Below are 15069 nucleotides of genomic sequence, written 5' to 3'. Positions count from 1 at the left end.
TCCAGTATGACGCGGAATACGTTGCCGGACACAACAAAACAACACCTCCCCCACCTCCGAAAGGACCCTGCACATGCGTAAGGGGATCCTCACCATCGCCGCCGTGGGCCTGCTCGCGACCGGCGGTTTGACCGCCTGCGGCGACGACTCCGGCAACGGCTCGGCCGACTCCAAGAAGACTCCCAAGATCGGCGTGATCCTTCCGGACAGCAAGTCCTCCCCCCGCTGGGAGACGGCGGACCGTCGCTTCCTGGAGGAGGCGTTCAAGGCCGCCGGCGTCCAGTCCGACATCCAGAACGCCCAGAACGACAAGGCCGCCTTCCAGACGATCGCCGACCAGATGATCACCGGCGGCGTCACCGCCCTGATGATCGTCAACCTGGACTCCGGCACCGGCAAGGCCGTGCTCGACAAGGCCAAGTCGCAGGGCGTCGCCACCATCGACTACGACCGGCTCACCCTCGGCGGCTCGGCCCAGTACTACGTCAGCTTCGACAACGAGGTCGTCGGCAAGCTCCAGGGCGAGGGCCTGTCGAAGTGCCTGACCGAGAAGGGCGCCAAGAACCCTGTCGTGTCGTACCTGAACGGCTCGCCCACCGACAACAACGCCACCCTGTTCAAGGCCGGCTACGACTCGGTGCTCAAGCCGAAGTTCGACTCCAAGGAATACACCAAGGGCCCGGACGACGCCGTGCCGGGCTGGGACGGCCCCACCGCCGCGACCATCTTCGAGCAGCAGCTCACCGCGACCAAGGGCAAGATCGACGGCGTGCTGGCCGCCAACGACACTCTCGGCAACGCCGCCATCTCGATCCTGAAGAAGAACAAAATCAACGGCAAGGTGCCGGTGACCGGGCAGGACGCCAGCGTGGAGGGCCTGCAGAACATCCTCGCCGGTGACCAGTGCATGACCGTCTACAAGGCAGTCCGGGAAGAGGCCAAGGCCGCCGCGGACCTGGCCATCGCGCTGGCCAAGGGCGAGAAGAAGGACACCGGCCAGTCGGTGAAGGACGGTGACCGCGACGTCCCCTCGGTGCTGCTCACCCCGAAGGCCATCTACAAGGACAACGTCAAGGACGTCATCGCCGACGGCTACGCGACCAAGGAGCAGGTCTGCACCGCGGCGTACGCCAAGTTCTGCGCCGAAGCCGGCATCAGCTGACCGACGCCGCAGTACCCGCCGGGACGACCATCGCCGCCCGGCACGGGAGCACCCTCCCGTGCCGGGCGGCGCCCGCCGGACGGGCCCCGACCCTCCCTTAAGAAGGAGACCCCGTGTCCGCGACTCCCCTGCTGGAACTCCGCGGGATCGACAAGAGCTTCGGTCCCGTCCAGGTGCTCCGCGACGTCGCCCTGAGCGTCCACCCGGGCGAAGTGACCGCACTTGTCGGCGACAACGGCGCCGGCAAGTCGACCCTGGTGAAGTGCATCAGCGGCATCTACCCCACCGACGCCGGTGAGGTCCTGTTCAACGGCGAACAGGTGCACATCGGCAGTCCCCGCGACGCCGCAACGCTCGGCATCGAGGTCGTCTACCAGGACCTCGCGCTCTGCGACAACCTGGACATCGTGCAGAACATGTTCCTCGGCCGGGAGAAGCACAGCGGCATCGTCCTGGACGAGCCGACCATGGAACAGCTCGCCGCCGAGACCCTGGCGGGGCTCTCCATCCGCACCGTCACCTCGCTTCGCCAGCACGTCTCCAGCCTCTCCGGCGGTCAGCGCCAGACCGTGGCCATCGCCAAGGCGGTGCTGTGGAACAGCAAGCTCGTCATCCTGGACGAGCCGACCGCAGCCCTGGGCGTGGCACAGACCGCCCAGGTCCTCGAACTCGTCCGCCGCCTCGCCGACAACGGCCTGGCCGTGGTGCTCATCTCGCACAACATGAACGACGTCTTCGCCGTCTCCGACCGGATCGCCGCGCTGTACCTCGGCCAGATGGTCGCCCAGGTGAAGACCACCGACATCACTCACGCCCAGGTGGTTGAGTTGATCACCGCCGGGCGCTCGGGCGGCCTCGGCCTCGCCACCGACCCGGGCGGCAACGGCGACGGCCCGCAGCCGGCCGACTCGATCTCAGGAGGCGTCCGATGACCACCACCGCCGTGCGCAAGGACGGCCCGGCGGCCGTCACACCGCCGCCGACCGTCGGGAGCCACGTCCGCAACTACGTGAGCCGGGTACGCGGTGGCGACGTCGGCGCGCTACCAGCCGTGCTCGGCCTGATCGTGCTCTGCACCGTCTTCGCGGTCATGCGGCCGTCGTCGTTCCTGTCGGCCGGCAACTTCGCCAACCTCTTCACCCAGGGCGCGGCGGTCACGCTGATCGCGATGGGCCTGGTCTTCGTGCTGCTGCTCGGCGAGATCGACCTCTCCGCCGGCTTCGCCAGCGGTGTCTGCGCGGCGGTACTGGCAAACGTGGTCACCGTGCTCGGCTACCCCTGGTGGGTCGCCGTCCTCGCCGCCATCGCCACCGGTGTCATCATCGGCACCACGCTCGGCATGCTCGTCGCGAAGATCGGCATTCCGTCCTTCGTGGTCACTCTCGCCGGCTTCCTCGCCTTCCAGGGCGTCGTGTTGCTGCTCGTGCAGGAGGGCACCAACATCTCCGTCCGCGACGAGGTGCTGGTCGCCATCGCCAACCGCAACCTCGCCCCCGCGCTGGGCTGGGCGCTGACCGCCGTCGCCGTCGTCGGCTACGCGGCGGTGCAACTGCTACGCCACCGCAACCGGGCGGCCCGCGGCCTGATCACCGACCCGATCGCGGTGGTGGCGCTGCGGATCGGCGGGCTCGCCGTCATCCTCGGCACCGCCGTGTACGTGCTCAACCTGGAGCGCAGCCGCAACGTCCTCATCGTCTCGCTCAAGGGTGTGCCGATCGTGGTGCCGATCATCGCGGTGCTGCTGGTCATCTGGACCTTCGTGCTCCAACGCACCAGCTACGGCCGGCACATCTACGCCGTCGGCGGCAACCGGGAAGCGGCCCGCCGGGCCGGCATCGGAGTCGACCGGATCCGGATCTCCGTCTTCGTGATCTGCTCGTCCATGGCCGCCGTCGGTGGCATCGTGGCCGCCAGCCGGGCCAACTCGGTCGACCCGAACACGGGGGGCAGTAACGTACTGCTCTACGCGGTCGGCGCGGCGGTGATCGGCGGCACCAGCCTCTTCGGCGGCAAGGGCCGGGTATTCGATGCCGTGCTGGGAGGCGCGGTGGTCGCGGTCATCGAAAACGGAATGGGCCTGATGGGGTACAGCGCGGGAGTCAAGTACGTGGTGACCGGCGTCGTGCTGCTGCTCGCCGCCAGCGTCGACGCCCTCTCCCGCCGCCGCGCGGCAGCCACCGGCTCCCGCTGACCGCGCGGGAGGTAGCACCAGCATGCGCCCGGCACCTAGCCAGGAAGAGGTTCGCCGGCAGAACCTCGGGGCCCTGCTGCGGTACGTGCACGTCCACGGGCCGACCACCCGTGCCGAACTCACCACGGCACTGGGGTTGAACCGGAGCACCATCGGCGCGCTCACCGCCGACCTGGCCGGCGTCGGGCTGGTCAGTGAGGGAACGCCGAAGGAGACCGGCCGGGCCGGACGACCGTCCATTGTCGTCCGGCCCGAGTCGGCCCGGGTGTACGCGTACGCGTACTCCGTGGAGGTGGACCGGCTGCGGGCCGCGCGGGTCGGTCTGGGCGGCGCGGTGCTGGACCGCCGCGAGCTGGATCGCCCGCGTGGCCTGCTGGCCGCGGAGGCCGCGCCGATGCTGGCCGGCGCCGTCAAGGAGATGCAGCAGGCGGTCCCGGGCGGCGCGATCTGCGTCGGCACCGGCGTCGCGGTCTGCGGCATGGTCCGCCGGGAGGACGGCCTGGTGCGGCTCGGCCCCACCACCGGCTGGGTGGACGAGCCGATCGGCGCGGCGCTCGGGGCCGAGATGGGCCTGGACGTGCCGGTCACGGTCGGCAACGTGGCCGACGTGGCGGCGTTCGCCGAGCACACCAGGGGCGTCGCGGCCGGCTGCGACAACGTCATCTACCTGTACGGCGACGTCGGCGTCGGCGCCGGGATCATCGCCGGTGGGCGTCGGCTCACCGGACACGGCGGGTACGGCGGCGAGGTCGGCCACATGAAGGTGGTGCGCGACGGCAGGCCCTGCGAGTGCGGCGCCCGGGGTTGCTGGGAGACCGAGATCGGCGAGCACGGCCTGCTGCGCGCCGCCGGACGCTCCGATGCGCGGGGACGCGACGCCCTGCTGGCCGTCTTCGACGCCGCCGACCGGGGGGACGCCCGCGCCCAGACGGCGGTACGCCAGGCGGGTGACTGGCTCGGCTTCGGGGTCGCCAACCTGGTCAACGTCTTCAACCCCGAGATGGTCATCTTCGGCGGCACCATGCGCGACCTCTACCTCGCGGCGGCGGCCCAGATCCGCAGCCGGCTCAACTCGAACGCACTCGGCGCGTGCCTGGAGCACGTCCGGCTGCGTACGCCGACGCTGGGCGAGGACGCACCCCTGATCGGGGCCGCCGAGCTGGCCTTCGAACGACTGCTCGCCGACCCCCTCGACGTGGGCTGACCCGCGTACGCTGTCCGGCGTGGACGTCGAGTTGCGCGCCTCCGACGACGACCGTCACCGGGTGGTCGCCGAGCTGCACCGGCACACCACGGTGGGCCGACTCACCCTGGACGAGTTCTCCGAACGGGTCGGCGCGGTGTGGACCTCCCGCACCCTCGGCGACCTCGCCACGCTGACCCGGGACCTGCCCGCCCTGCCCGATCCCGCAGCCGCGGCGAAGGGCGACGACGGGATCGGGCACGGCCGCCGGGAGCTGCTGGTGCTCTTCGCCGTCGCCGCGCTCACCCTGCTGCTGCTCGGTGGCTTCCTGGCCGTCACCCGCTGATCCGTGTGGCACGCCCGACGGGCTCCGCATTTCCACGGCCCGAGCGGATGAACTGATCGGACGATCAGTCCGTACCAGTGGGCGGACGGGCGGCCGGCAGGGTGCGGCTGCCCGGTCCAGACGCGTTTCGGTCCGGACCGAGGAGGCACCGCAGACATGGCACCGCTCAGATTGGCCCGTCGCCGGCCGGGCAACCGGACGCACCGCGCGGCGATGTTGCTCATCGCGATCATCGCGGGGGTCGGTGTCCTGCCGGGCGTGGCCATCGCCGCCCCCGCGGGTGGGCAGCAGCTCAACGCCGCCGACATGACGCTGCTCAACGGGGTGCGCCTGGCCGGGCTGTGGGAGATGCCGGCCGGCCAGATGGCCGCCGAGAAGGGACAGTCGCCGAAGGTACGGGAGATCGGGGCCGGCATCGCCGGCGAGCACCAGAAGCTCGACCAGCTCGTCGTGGACGCCGCCAACAAGCTCGGCGCGTCCATCCCCACCGAGCCGACGGCCGAACAGAAGGGCTGGCTGGCCGAGATGCAGAACGCGTCCGGCGCTCGGTTCGACCAGATCTTCGTGACCCGGCTCCGGGTGGCCCACGGCAAGATCTTCCCGGTGATCGGCGCGGTACGGGCCAGCACCCGCGACGCCACCGTCCGCAAGCTCTGCGAGGACGCCAACGCCTTCGTACAGCACCACATGCAGATGCTGGAGTCCACCGGACTGGTCCGCTGGCCCGAACTGCCGCCGGCCGCGCTGCCCGCGCCCGGCAAGGACGGTCTGCTCGCCGCCGCCGGGGCGAACGCGGGGCCGCAGGTCGGGGTGAGCAGCACCGTCGTCTGGCTGGTCTTCCTCGCCGCGCTCGGTACCGGCGGGATCGCCACCTACCGGATGCTGCGCCGGAGCTGACCGACGATTGAGGTGGCCCGGAGTCAGCGGTCGACCTGGGTGAAGTCCCAGGAGTGCGGGGCGCGGGCCACCAGCAGGGCGGGCGGATCGGGCAGCGGACGCGGGTTGCTGCGCCACTTCGAGATGACCACGACGCGGTGGTCGGTGGACGAGAAGACCTCGCTCGACACGTGCAGCGGGTCGTGCTCCAACTCGGGCAGGGCGGTGTCGCACACCCAGGTGATCAGGTCGGCGACGCCGTACGCCTCGGCGCGCGCCTCCCACATCCGCACGATCATCTCCGGCGTCCCCGTCACACGCTGACCGTGGTCAACGGCAGCGCCGAGTCGGCCGGCAGATCCAGCCGGCTCGGCGCGACCCCGGCGGCGACCAGGTGCGATCCGAGCGCGGCCACCATCGCCCCGTTGTCGGTGCACAGCTTCGGCCGCGGCACCCGGACCCGGATGCCGTACTTCTCGGCCCGCTCCTCGGCCAACGCCCGCAGCCGGGAGTTCGCGGCCACTCCCCCACCGATCACCAGGGTGTCGATGCCCTGCGCCCGGCAGGCGGCGATGGCCTTGTTGGTCAGCACGTCGCAGACCGCCTCCTGGAAGGACGCGGCCACGTCGGCGACCGGCACCGGCTCACCGGCGCGTTGCCGCGCCTCCACCCAGCGGGCCACGGCCGTCTTCAGACCGGAGAACGAGAAGTCGTACCGGTGGGCCGCCAGGTCCTTCGCGGCGGTCAGGCCACGCGGGAAGGCGATGGAGGCGGCGTCACCCGCCCGGGCCTCACGGTCGATGGGCGGACCGCCCGGGAACGGCAACCCGAGCAGCCGGGCCACCTTGTCGAACGCCTCACCGGCCGCGTCGTCGATGGTGGCGCCGAGCGGGGTGACACCCCGGGCCAGGTCGTCGACCAGCAACAGGGACGAGTGCCCGCCGGAGACCAGCAGGGCGATGGCCGGTTCGGGCAGTGGGCCGTGTTCCAGGGTGTCCACCGCCACGTGCGCGGCGAGGTGGTTGACGCCGTACACCGGCTTCTCGGCGGCGAGGGCGTACCCCTTGGCGGCGGCGACGCCGACGAGCAGCGCGCCGGCCAGACCCGGCCCGGAGGTGACCGCGATGGCGTCGATGTCGGCGAGGGTGACGCCAGCGTCGGTGAGCGCCCGCTGCATGGTCGGCACGATGGCTTCGAGGTGGGCCCGGCTGGCCACCTCCGGCACCACGCCCCCGAAACGGGCGTGCTCCTCGACGCTGGACGCGAGCGCGTCAGCCAGCAGGGTGTGCCCGCGTACGATGCCGACGCCGGTCTCGTCGCACGAGGTCTCGATGCCCAGGATCAGCGGTTCGTCAGCCATGGTCGTGTGGTCCGTCCCCGGTCGGCTCGGCGTCGCGCCGCATGACCAGCGCGTCGGTGTTGCTCGGTTGGTAGTAGCCGCGACGCACCCCGATCGGCTCGAACCCGTACGTCGCGTAGAGGCGCTGGGCGGGGGCGTTGTCCACGGCCACCTCCAGCAGGGTGCTGCGGGCGCCCCGACGGTTCGCCTCGGCGAGCAGTTCCTCCAACAGGACGCGGCCGACGCCACGTCGCTGGACGTCCCGCCGGACGGCGATGACCTGCACCCACACCTCGTCCGGTGGGGCGCCGGCGAGCCCGGCGTAGCCGAGCACCGCTCCGTCGCTGTCGGTCGCGACCCGGTAGTGGTGCCCGTTGGCCAGCTCGTTCCAGAACATGGAGGGCGACCACTGCCCGGCGCCGAACAGGTCCGCCTCGATCGGCATCGCCTCGTCGACGTGCCACCAGCGGAACCGTTCCAGCCGTACCGACGTCACGGGAGGACCGGTTTGCGGCCGGTGGCCGCCACGGCGTCGGGACGGCGCAGGTAGAGCGGGGTGAGTCGCTCGCCGGGCGCGCCGGCCCGGATCCGCTCGGCGGCGAGCAGCGCCAGCACGGTGGCCTCCGGGTAGCGCGGTTCGACCCGGACCGGCAGGTCCAGAGCCTCGGCGTACCGGTGTGCTCCGTCGCCGACCGCGACCGTCGCGCCCAGCTCACGGGCGCGGGCGGCGGCCACCGCCGGCGAGGACACCTCGGGCCCGACGACCCGCTGGCCGGCCCCGTCGTAGACAGCCCAGTACAGCTCCTTGCGGCGGGCGTCGCTGGCTGCCAGCACCGGCTCGCCGGCAGCCGCCGGGTGGCCGATGGCGTCCAGGGAACAGACGCCGTACGTCGGAACGCCGAGCACCTGCCCCATCGTGGCGGCGGTGACCAGGCCGACCCGCAGCCCGGTGAACGGCCCGGGGCCGAGCCCGGCGACTATCGCGCCCAGGTCACGCGGGCGAGCGCCGGCGTCGGCAAGGACCGCGTCCACCTGAGGCGCGAGCAGTTCACCGTGCGCGCGGGCATCGACCGTGCACCGGTGCGCCCGGGACGTGACGCCGTCCGCCGAGATCTCCACCAACGCTGCGGTCACCGCGGGGGTCGAGCTGTCCACCACGAGTACGAGCACGGTTAGCCAGCCTAGCGGCCCCGCCACCGCCCGCCCGTGACGCCCCGCCCCTCGGCCACCACCGGGCCTACCGGCGGACGAGCAGCGCCGCGACTCCACCCGTCGCCACGCCACCCCGCCGCCGTGCGCCTTCCCGACCCTCACCGACCCTCACGCCACGCCGTGCGCCTTCCCGACCGCCACGCCACGCCACGCGTCTTCCCGACCGCCACGCCACGCCGTGCGCCTTCCCGACCGCCACGCCACGCCACGCGCCTTCCCGACCACGGCGACGGCGACGGCGACGGCGACACCATCCTGATGAGCCTGATGCCTGTGAGTCATCTTGATGACTCACAGGCATCACTCTCATCAGCAATACCGCCGCCGCTCAGCGACGCGGCCCCGACCGTGCTGATCCCGGCCTGCAAGACCGCGAGTCGTGAATCCGCCGCAGAGCTACCGCGAGCGTCTGATGCTGGGCCAGCATGCCGGGATGCCATCGACTCGCCTCGTCACCCTCCTCGGCGCCGTGCTGCGACAACAACGCCAGCGACGCGAGCTGAGCCAGCGCCAGCTCGCCGGACTCGCCGAGGTCAGCCAGGCGGCCGTGGCCCGGATCGAACGCGGCGAACGCGCGCCGAGCGTCCCGGTGCTGGAGCGGTTGTTCACCGCGATGGACGTGCAGCTGGTGGTCGGGGTCGAACCGCTGGACGCGCATCTCGACGCTCGCATCGACGAACTGGCCGCCCGCCCGGTCGGCGAACGCATCGACGAACTGGGCCTCAACGAGACGCTGGACCGACTGACCGACTTTCCGCAGGTGCTCACCGGTAGCACGGCGGCGCTGTTGCAGGGCGCGCCGGTGCCGGTGGACGCCGTCGAGATCGCCCTCCGCTGGCAGGACTCGAAACGGTTCACCGGCTGGCTGGAGGCAAACTACGGCCAGCGGTGGAACGCCCGGTGGGGCGAGTTCGGCGGGGTGTGGTTGGAGCCGGAGGAGCCGGGCGAACACCGTTGGTCGACCCGGTACGGCGAGATCAGGGCGACCATGTGCGACGAGTTGCCCGAGACGATCGAGGTACGCCACGGTGGCCGCGATTATCAGGTGGTGCCGCTGGTCGAGCTGGAGTTGACCGAGCCGCGGGCCGCCGACCTGCTGCGCCGCTACCGGGCCCGGCGCCGCGCCCCGGAAAGCTGACCGGACCCGGCCAGCCGGCGCCGGACCCGGACCAGGCCAGCCGGCGCCGAACCCGGGCCAGGCCAGGCTGAGGTCAGTCGGCGGTGCGCTCCCAGTCGATGGTGGGACGGCCGGCGTCGGCGAGGGCCTTGTTGGCCGCGCTGAACGGGCGGCTGCCCAGGAAGCCGCGCGGGTTCATCGGGCTCGGGTGGCCGGCCTCCAGCACGACGTGCCGAGAGTTGGTGACCAGGCCGGCCTTCTTGCGGGCGTAGCCGCCCCAGAGCAGGAAGACCACCCGGTCCGGCAGGGCGTCCAGCGCCCGGATGGTGGCGTCGGTGAACTCTTCCCAGCCGGCGTTCGCGTGCGAGCCGGGGGTGGCCTGACGGACGGTCAGCACCGCGTTGAGCAGCAGCACGCCCTGCGCCGCCCAACCGTCGAGGTTGCCGTTGCGCGGCTTGGGCACGCCCACGTCCTCGCCCAACTCCTTGAAGACGTTGCGCAGCGAGGGCGGCACCGACACGCCCTCGCGGACGCTGAAGCTCAGCCCGTGCGCCTGCCCGGCCCGGTGGTAGGGGTCCTGCCCGAGGATCAGCACCCGGGTGGCCTCCGGCGGGCAGAGCCGGTACGCCGAGAAGAGGTCCTCCAACGGCGGGAAGACGGTCTGCGTCGCGTACTCCCGGGCGACGAACTCGGCCAGCGCGGCCGTGCGGGCCGGGTCGAGGTGCGGGGTGAGCACGGCACGCCACTGCTCCGGCAGCAGCGCCAGCAGATCCAGGGCGGGGGCATCGTCGGGCATCAGAAACCTCTTCCAGCGCGGGTCGGTCCCCCGCACTCTAGGCATCACGTCCGACAGCGCCGCGTCCTAACCCAGCTCGGCCAACCGCCGAGCCCAGTCCCCACCGACCGGATCCAGCTCGACGACCCGGGTGTCGTCGTCGCGGCGATCGATACGGACCCGCAGGTGCGCGTCGACCAACTGCTCCACCAGGCCCTCGCCCCACTCCACGACGGTCACCGACGCGTCCACCGAGGCGTCCAGGTCCAGGTCGTCGATCTCGGCGCGCGGGTCGCTGGCGGCGCCCAGCCGGTACGCGTCGGCGTGCACGAGGGCCACCCGACCGCCCCGGGCCGGATCGGGCCGGTGGACCCGGGCGATCACGAACGTCGGCGAGGTCACGTCCCCGAGGACGTTGAGCCCGGCACCGATGCCCTGGGTGAGCGCGGTCTTGCCGGCGCCCAGCGGGCCGGTCAACAGCACCAGGTCACCGGCCCGCAGCAGCCCGGCCAACCGGCGGCCGAACTCCCGAGTGTCCTCGACGGTCGGCAGTTTGACGACGAAACTCACCGGTCCTCCATGCTCTCCAGTGATTCGAGGAACCGCTCCAGCGCGGCGTTGACCTCGTCGGCGTGCTCCAGCATCACCACGTGACCACTGTCTTTGATCTTGATGAACTCGGCGTGCGGCAGCCGCCGGACGATCTCCTCGGAGTGGGTCACCGGCGTGATCATGTCCTTGTCGCCGACGACCACCAGCACCGGCGCGTTCGCCAGCGCCGCCAGCGCCGGGAAGCGCGAGTGTGTGGCGAGGGTCCGCAGGTAGCGGGTCACCGTGTCGGCCGAGGTCCGGGAGTTCATGGTCTCCACGTAGGACACCAGCCGAGGGCTGGGCTTGCGGGTGCCGAAGCCGTACTTGCGGGTCAGCAACCAGGCCACGTTCGAGGTCGACTTGCGGGCCCGGTCGATCACCGGGCCGCCGTACCGCGTGGCGTTGCTGACCATGTAGAGCACCGGACCACCGACCCGGCCCAGCAGCGCCGGGGCGACCAACTTGGTCTCCGCGACGAGACCGCCCGACGTGGCCATCAGCACCGTGCCCACCACCCGGTCACCGAACAGCTCCGGGAACAGTTCGGCGAACGCCATGATCGTCATGCCGCCCATCGAGTGGCCGACCAGCACCAGTGGCCCCTCCGGGGCGACCCGGTCGATCACCCGGCGCAGTGTCCGGCCGAGCACGGCCAGGTCGTACTCGCCGGTCTCCAAGCGACCGGACTGGCCGTGACCGGGCTGGTCGTACGCCACGATCCGATAGTCGCCACGCGCGGCCAACATCTCGCGCTGGAAGTGGAAGGTGCCCATGTCCAGGCAGAACCCGTGCACCAGCACCACCGTCGGGTGCCCCGGCACCGGACGGGTCGGCTCGACCACCTCGACGTGGATGTCGGTGCCGTCCGGCAGCTCCAGCCGGAACGCCTCGTCGTACCTCTGTTCGCCGAACGTCTCCTGGGCGTAGCGGTCGGTCGGGTCGGTCTTCAGCCGGCGGACCAGGGTGCGTTCGGTCGCGACGCCGGCGGCCAGACCGGCCGCCGCCACCCCGACCGCGGCCCCGACCAGGCCGGCGACGCGGCCGGCCGCGGTCCGCGGGCGCGGGATGCGGTACGCCATCAGGGGCGCTCACCGTCGTAGACGCGCGGCACCCGGGTGCTGCCGAACCGGGTGACGATCTCGTAGTTGATCGTGCCGACCGCCTCGGCCCAGTCGTCGGCCGTCGGCTCGCCGTCGGCGCCGCTGCCGAAGAGGGTCGCCACGTCACCGTCGGCCACCGGGTCGTCGCCGCAGTCGAGCACGAACTGGTCCATGCAGACGCGTCCGGAGATCGTCCGCCGCGCGCCGGCGAGCTGTACGGGGCCGGTGTTGGAGGCGTGCCGGGGCACACCGTCGGCGTACCCGAGCGGCACCACGGCCAGGTTCGCGTCCGACTCGGTGGTGTAGGTGTGGCCGTAGGAGACGCCGGTCCCGGCGGGCACCCGCTTGGTGAGCATCACCCGGGCCCGAGCGGTCATCGCCGGACGCAGCCCGTACGTCTCGCCGGCCACCGGGGACAGGCCGTAGATAGCCAGCCCGGGACGGACCAGGTCGAAGTGCGTGTCGGGGCGGGTCAGGGTGGCCGCCGAGTTGGCCAGGTGCCGCCACCGGGGGCGCAGCCCGGCCCGCTCGACCATGGCCAGTCCCTCGTGGAAGACGGCGAGCTGCCGGTCGGTGGTCGGGTGGCCGGGCAGGTCGGCGTACACGAAGTGGCTCCACACACCGACCACCTCGACCAGGCCGTCGGCCTGGGCCTTCGCGGCGGCGTCGAGCAGGGCCGGCCAGTCGGCGACGGTGGCGCCGCCCCGCGACAACCCGGTGTCGATCTTCAGGTGCAGGCGGGCGGGGCGCTCGGCACGCCGGCTCGCCTCGATCATCTCGTCGAGCTGCGGCACGCTGGCGGCACCGAGATCGACCCCGGCGCTGACACCCTCGTGCAGCGGCAGCCCGGGCGCGAGCAGCCACGCCAGCACGGGCGCGGTGATTCCGTTCCGGCGCAGCGTGAGCGCCTCGTCGAGGGTGCAGACGCCGAGCCAGTCGGCCCCCGCGTCGAGCGCCGCGCGGGTGGCCGGGAGCATGCCGTGGCCGTACCCGTCGGCCTTCACCACCGCCATCAGCTCGGCGGTGGTGCCGGAGCGGAGCCGGCTCACGTTCTCGCGGATCGCGTCAAGATCGACACGTACCTCGGCCTGCCACATGCGCCCAGCCTACTTTCCAGCCTGATCACCGTGGGCGGCGACGCTCGGCCCGCCGCACCGGTCGGGTCGGTTCGGGACGATCAGCCCAGCCGGGCGACGACCGGGCGCAGCGCGGTCACCACGTCGGGCGCGGTCACCGGGCCGCCGCGGGCCGCCTCCCGACCGGCCAGCCCGTGCAGGTACGCGGCCCCGGCCGCCGCCCGATCCGCCGGCACCCCGGCCGCCAGCAGCGAGCCGAGCAGCCCGGCCAGCACGTCGCCGGTGCCGCCGGTGGCCAGCGCCGGGGTGCCGGTGGGGTTGACGTACGCCCGGCCGTCCGGCGTGCCGATCACCGTGCGGTCCCCCTTGAGCAGCACCACCGCGTTCATCCAGGCGGCCAGTCGCAGCGCGGACCCGACGCGGTCGGCGCCCGGCTCCTCCCCGCACAGCCGGGTGAACTCCCGGTCGTGCGGGGTGACGACGATCGGCGCGTCCCGGCCGCGCAGCCGGTCGGCGAGTGAACCGTCGACCAGCAGGGTCAACGCGTCCGCGTCGAGCACCACCGGCACCGGTGTCGCCAGGACGGCCCGCAGCTCGGCCGCCGCCTCGTCTCCGGTGCCCAACCCCGAGCCGCACACCCACGCCTGCACGCGGCCGGCATCGGCCACCCGGGGCGTGGCGATCACCGAGGGGTGCTGGCGCAGCACCTCGTCGCGGGCCCCACCGGCGTACCGGACCAGGCCGGTCGGCCCGGCGAGCGCACCGCCGACGGAGAGCACCGCCGCGCCCGGGTACGTCGCCGAGCCGGTCGCCACCCCCACCACACCCCGGGTGTACTTCTCCGACGCGGCGCCCAGCTCGGGCCACCACCGCTGAAGGTCGGACCAGTCGGTGACGTTCAGCGCGGGGGTGCCCCGCAGCCAGGGCTCCAACCCGATGTCGACCAGCTCGACCTGCCCCGCCAACGCGGCGGCCGGCCCGACCACCAGGGCGGGCTTGAGCGCGCCGAAGGCGACGGTCACGTCGGCGCGGACGGCGGTGGGCCGGCCGGACGCGGACAGCGGCACGTGCCCGGTGTCCACCGCGACCCCGCTCGGCACGTCCACGGCCAAAACGGTGGCCCGCTGGCCGTCGCGCCCGCGCAGGTCGCCCAGCCCCTGGACGACCTCGTCCGCGTTCGCCCGCAACCCACCCGTGCCGCCGATCCCGACGATGCCGTCGAGGACCAGGTCGACGGGGCCGGCGGGGCGGTCGACCAGCCGGCCACCGGCGGCCCGCAGCGCGGCCAACCCGGCCACGTGCGCCCGGCCGGGGGTGAGCAGCAGGGCGAAGACCTCGACGCCCCGGCGGGCCAGCCGCTCTCCGGCGTAGAGCGCGTCACCGCCGTTGTCGCCCGAGCCCACGAGCAGCAGCACCCGGCCGCCGTACACGCCGCCGCGCTCGGCGAGCAGCAGGGCGGCCCGGCGGGCCAGCCCGGCGGCGGCGCGCTGCATCAGCGTCCCCTCCGGCAGCGTGCCCATCAGCCCCGCCTCGGCGGCCCGTACGTCGCCCACCCGCCACACCGGTCTCATGTCACCGTGTCCCATCCGTTCCGCGGGCTGGCCGGCACGGCCCACCCGGCCGACGTCACCGTTCCGCGACCACCATCGCCGAGGCGATGCCACCGTCGTGCGAGAGCGACAGGTGCCAGTGGTTGATACCACGCTCGGCGGCCACCGCCGCGACGGTTCCCGAGACGCTCAGCCACGGCCGGCCATCGGTGTCGGGCACGATCTCGCAGTCGTGCCACCGCAGGCCGGCGGGAGCGCCGAGGGCCTTGGCGACGGCCTCCTTCGCGGCGAAGCGGGCGGCCAACGACTCCGGCGAGCGGGGACCGCCGGAACGGGTGACCCGCTCCGGCCCGGTGAAGAGCCGGTCGGCGAGCAGCGGCGTCCGCGCCAGGGACCGGGTGAACCGGTCCACCAGGACGACGTCGAGGCCGACAGCGACGATCACCAGACCACCCTACCGGCGGCGGGGGCGGCAGATTAGCCGTCGGGCCCGCGGTGGGCAACGCCTGTGGACAGACCGGGGTACGACCGCAGTCCGCCGTCCACAGGGC

17 protein-coding genes are annotated in these 15069 nt (G+C 72.7%); 7 read left to right on the top strand and 10 right to left on the bottom strand.

Features of this window, described 5'->3' with window-relative positions; genetic code table 11:
* Nucleotides 1-73: 73 nt before the first annotated feature.
* The 6 genes from AB0B55_RS26160 (at nucleotide 74) to AB0B55_RS26135 (ending at nucleotide 5779) form a co-directional block, all read left to right on the top strand.
* Nucleotides 74-1162: a substrate-binding domain-containing protein gene (locus tag AB0B55_RS26160; RefSeq protein ID WP_357126335.1), complete on the top strand. Its 1089-nt coding sequence runs from the start codon at nucleotides 74-76 to the stop codon at nucleotides 1160-1162.
* A gap of 113 nt (nucleotides 1163-1275) precedes the next feature.
* The gene (locus AB0B55_RS26155; protein WP_357126338.1) at nucleotides 1276-2094 is read left to right on the top strand and encodes an ATP-binding cassette domain-containing protein; all 819 of its coding nucleotides are present in this window, start codon (nucleotides 1276-1278) and stop codon (nucleotides 2092-2094) included.
* On the top strand, nucleotides 2091-3353 hold the full coding sequence (locus tag AB0B55_RS26150; RefSeq protein WP_357174423.1) for an ABC transporter permease: 1263 nt from the start codon (nucleotides 2091-2093) through the stop codon (nucleotides 3351-3353). The genes AB0B55_RS26155 and AB0B55_RS26150 overlap by 4 nt, the downstream gene beginning before the upstream one ends.
* A 22-nt stretch (nucleotides 3354-3375) precedes the next feature.
* Nucleotides 3376-4557, top strand: coding sequence for an ROK family protein (locus tag AB0B55_RS26145; protein WP_357126345.1), 1182 nt, complete (start codon nucleotides 3376-3378; stop codon nucleotides 4555-4557).
* A 19-nt stretch (nucleotides 4558-4576) separates the two neighbouring features.
* Nucleotides 4577-4882, top strand: coding sequence for a DUF1707 domain-containing protein (locus tag AB0B55_RS26140; RefSeq protein ID WP_357126348.1), 306 nt, complete (start codon nucleotides 4577-4579; stop codon nucleotides 4880-4882).
* A gap of 156 nt (nucleotides 4883-5038) precedes the next feature.
* Complete coding sequence (locus AB0B55_RS26135; RefSeq protein ID WP_357126351.1) at nucleotides 5039-5779, top strand: DUF4142 domain-containing protein; 741 nt, start codon at nucleotides 5039-5041, stop codon at nucleotides 5777-5779.
* 23 nt (nucleotides 5780-5802) lie between these two features.
* Here AB0B55_RS26135 and AB0B55_RS26130 read toward each other — a convergent pair whose 3' ends face one another.
* The 4 genes from AB0B55_RS26130 to tsaB are packed head-to-tail and all read right to left on the bottom strand — an operon-like array spanning nucleotide 5803 to nucleotide 8267.
* On the bottom strand, nucleotides 5803-6057 hold the full coding sequence (locus tag AB0B55_RS26130; RefSeq protein WP_053660576.1) for a hypothetical protein: 255 nt from the start codon (nucleotides 6055-6057) through the stop codon (nucleotides 5803-5805).
* A gap of 14 nt (nucleotides 6058-6071) precedes the next feature.
* On the bottom strand, nucleotides 6072-7118 hold the full coding sequence (gene tsaD / locus AB0B55_RS26125) for a tRNA (adenosine(37)-N6)-threonylcarbamoyltransferase complex transferase subunit TsaD (RefSeq protein ID WP_357126354.1): 1047 nt from the start codon (nucleotides 7116-7118) through the stop codon (nucleotides 6072-6074).
* A complete protein-coding gene (gene rimI, locus AB0B55_RS26120; RefSeq protein WP_357126357.1) occupies nucleotides 7111-7593 on the bottom strand; it encodes a ribosomal protein S18-alanine N-acetyltransferase in 483 nt (160 codons plus the stop codon). Before rimI ends, tsaD begins: the two co-directional genes overlap by 8 nt.
* Entirely contained in the window at nucleotides 7590-8267 is a 678-nt protein-coding gene (tsaB, locus tag AB0B55_RS26115; RefSeq protein ID WP_357174420.1) for a tRNA (adenosine(37)-N6)-threonylcarbamoyltransferase complex dimerization subunit type 1 TsaB, read from the bottom strand. The genes rimI and tsaB overlap by 4 nt, the downstream gene beginning before the upstream one ends.
* A gap of 475 nt (nucleotides 8268-8742) precedes the next feature.
* Between tsaB and AB0B55_RS26110 the strand changes: the two genes are divergently transcribed.
* A complete protein-coding gene (locus tag AB0B55_RS26110; protein WP_357126363.1) occupies nucleotides 8743-9447 on the top strand; it encodes a helix-turn-helix transcriptional regulator in 705 nt (234 codons plus the stop codon).
* A gap of 73 nt (nucleotides 9448-9520) precedes the next feature.
* Here the strand turns inward: AB0B55_RS26110 and ung are convergent, their stop codons facing one another.
* From ung to AB0B55_RS26080, 6 genes are all read right to left on the bottom strand, one after another.
* Nucleotides 9521-10222 carry a uracil-DNA glycosylase gene (ung, locus tag AB0B55_RS26105; RefSeq protein WP_357174417.1) on the bottom strand — a complete coding sequence of 234 codons (702 nt, stop codon included), beginning with the start codon at nucleotides 10220-10222 and terminating at the stop codon, nucleotides 9521-9523.
* 66 nt (nucleotides 10223-10288) lie between these two features.
* A complete protein-coding gene (tsaE, locus tag AB0B55_RS26100; RefSeq protein ID WP_357126369.1) occupies nucleotides 10289-10771 on the bottom strand; it encodes a tRNA (adenosine(37)-N6)-threonylcarbamoyltransferase complex ATPase subunit type 1 TsaE in 483 nt (160 codons plus the stop codon).
* Nucleotides 10768-11871 (bottom strand): alpha/beta hydrolase, encoded by a 1104-nt coding sequence (locus AB0B55_RS26095; RefSeq protein WP_357126372.1) that lies wholly within the window; start codon nucleotides 11869-11871, stop codon nucleotides 10768-10770. Before AB0B55_RS26095 ends, tsaE begins: the two co-directional genes overlap by 4 nt.
* Nucleotides 11871-12989, bottom strand: a complete 1119-nt coding sequence (alr, locus tag AB0B55_RS26090; RefSeq protein WP_357174414.1) for an alanine racemase — start codon at nucleotides 12987-12989, stop codon at nucleotides 11871-11873. Before alr ends, AB0B55_RS26095 begins: the two co-directional genes overlap by 1 nt.
* A gap of 80 nt (nucleotides 12990-13069) precedes the next feature.
* On the bottom strand, nucleotides 13070-14539 hold the full coding sequence (locus tag AB0B55_RS26085; protein ID WP_357174411.1) for an NAD(P)H-hydrate dehydratase: 1470 nt from the start codon (nucleotides 14537-14539) through the stop codon (nucleotides 13070-13072).
* A 55-nt stretch (nucleotides 14540-14594) separates the two neighbouring features.
* Nucleotides 14595-14963, bottom strand: coding sequence for a holo-ACP synthase (locus AB0B55_RS26080; RefSeq protein WP_357126380.1), 369 nt, complete (start codon nucleotides 14961-14963; stop codon nucleotides 14595-14597).
* Nucleotides 14964-15069: the final 106 nt, after the last annotated feature.

Source organism: Micromonospora sp. NPDC049107 (assembly GCF_040648595.1).
GTDB lineage: Bacteria > Actinomycetota > Actinomycetes > Mycobacteriales > Micromonosporaceae > Micromonospora.
The sequence above is the reverse complement of the archived record's forward strand: the minus strand, read 5'-3'. Positions and strand labels throughout refer to the sequence as shown.

What these genes read in the sequence shown, in the direction of transcription:
- AB0B55_RS26110 (WP_357126363.1), top strand. Translation starts at nt 8,743, where the DNA reads ATGCCATCGACTCGCCTCGTCACCCTCCTCGGCGCCGTGCTGCGACAA.
- ung (WP_357174417.1), bottom strand. Translation starts at nt 10,222, where the DNA reads ATGCCCGACGATGCCCCCGCCCTGGATCTGCTGGCGCTGCTGCCGGAG.
- AB0B55_RS26135 (WP_357126351.1), top strand. Translation starts at nt 5,039, where the DNA reads ATGGCACCGCTCAGATTGGCCCGTCGCCGGCCGGGCAACCGGACGCAC.
- AB0B55_RS26160 (WP_357126335.1), top strand. Translation starts at nt 74, where the DNA reads ATGCGTAAGGGGATCCTCACCATCGCCGCCGTGGGCCTGCTCGCGACC.
- AB0B55_RS26130 (WP_053660576.1), bottom strand. Translation starts at nt 6,057, where the DNA reads ATGATCGTGCGGATGTGGGAGGCGCGCGCCGAGGCGTACGGCGTCGCC.
- AB0B55_RS26085 (WP_357174411.1), bottom strand. Translation starts at nt 14,539, where the DNA reads ATGAGACCGGTGTGGCGGGTGGGCGACGTACGGGCCGCCGAGGCGGGG.
- AB0B55_RS26145 (WP_357126345.1), top strand. Translation starts at nt 3,376, where the DNA reads ATGCGCCCGGCACCTAGCCAGGAAGAGGTTCGCCGGCAGAACCTCGGG.
- AB0B55_RS26095 (WP_357126372.1), bottom strand. Translation starts at nt 11,871, where the DNA reads ATGGCGTACCGCATCCCGCGCCCGCGGACCGCGGCCGGCCGCGTCGCC.
- AB0B55_RS26150 (WP_357174423.1), top strand. Translation starts at nt 2,091, where the DNA reads ATGACCACCACCGCCGTGCGCAAGGACGGCCCGGCGGCCGTCACACCG.
- tsaD (WP_357126354.1), bottom strand. Translation starts at nt 7,118, where the DNA reads ATGGCTGACGAACCGCTGATCCTGGGCATCGAGACCTCGTGCGACGAG.
- alr (WP_357174414.1), bottom strand. Translation starts at nt 12,989, where the DNA reads ATGTGGCAGGCCGAGGTACGTGTCGATCTTGACGCGATCCGCGAGAAC.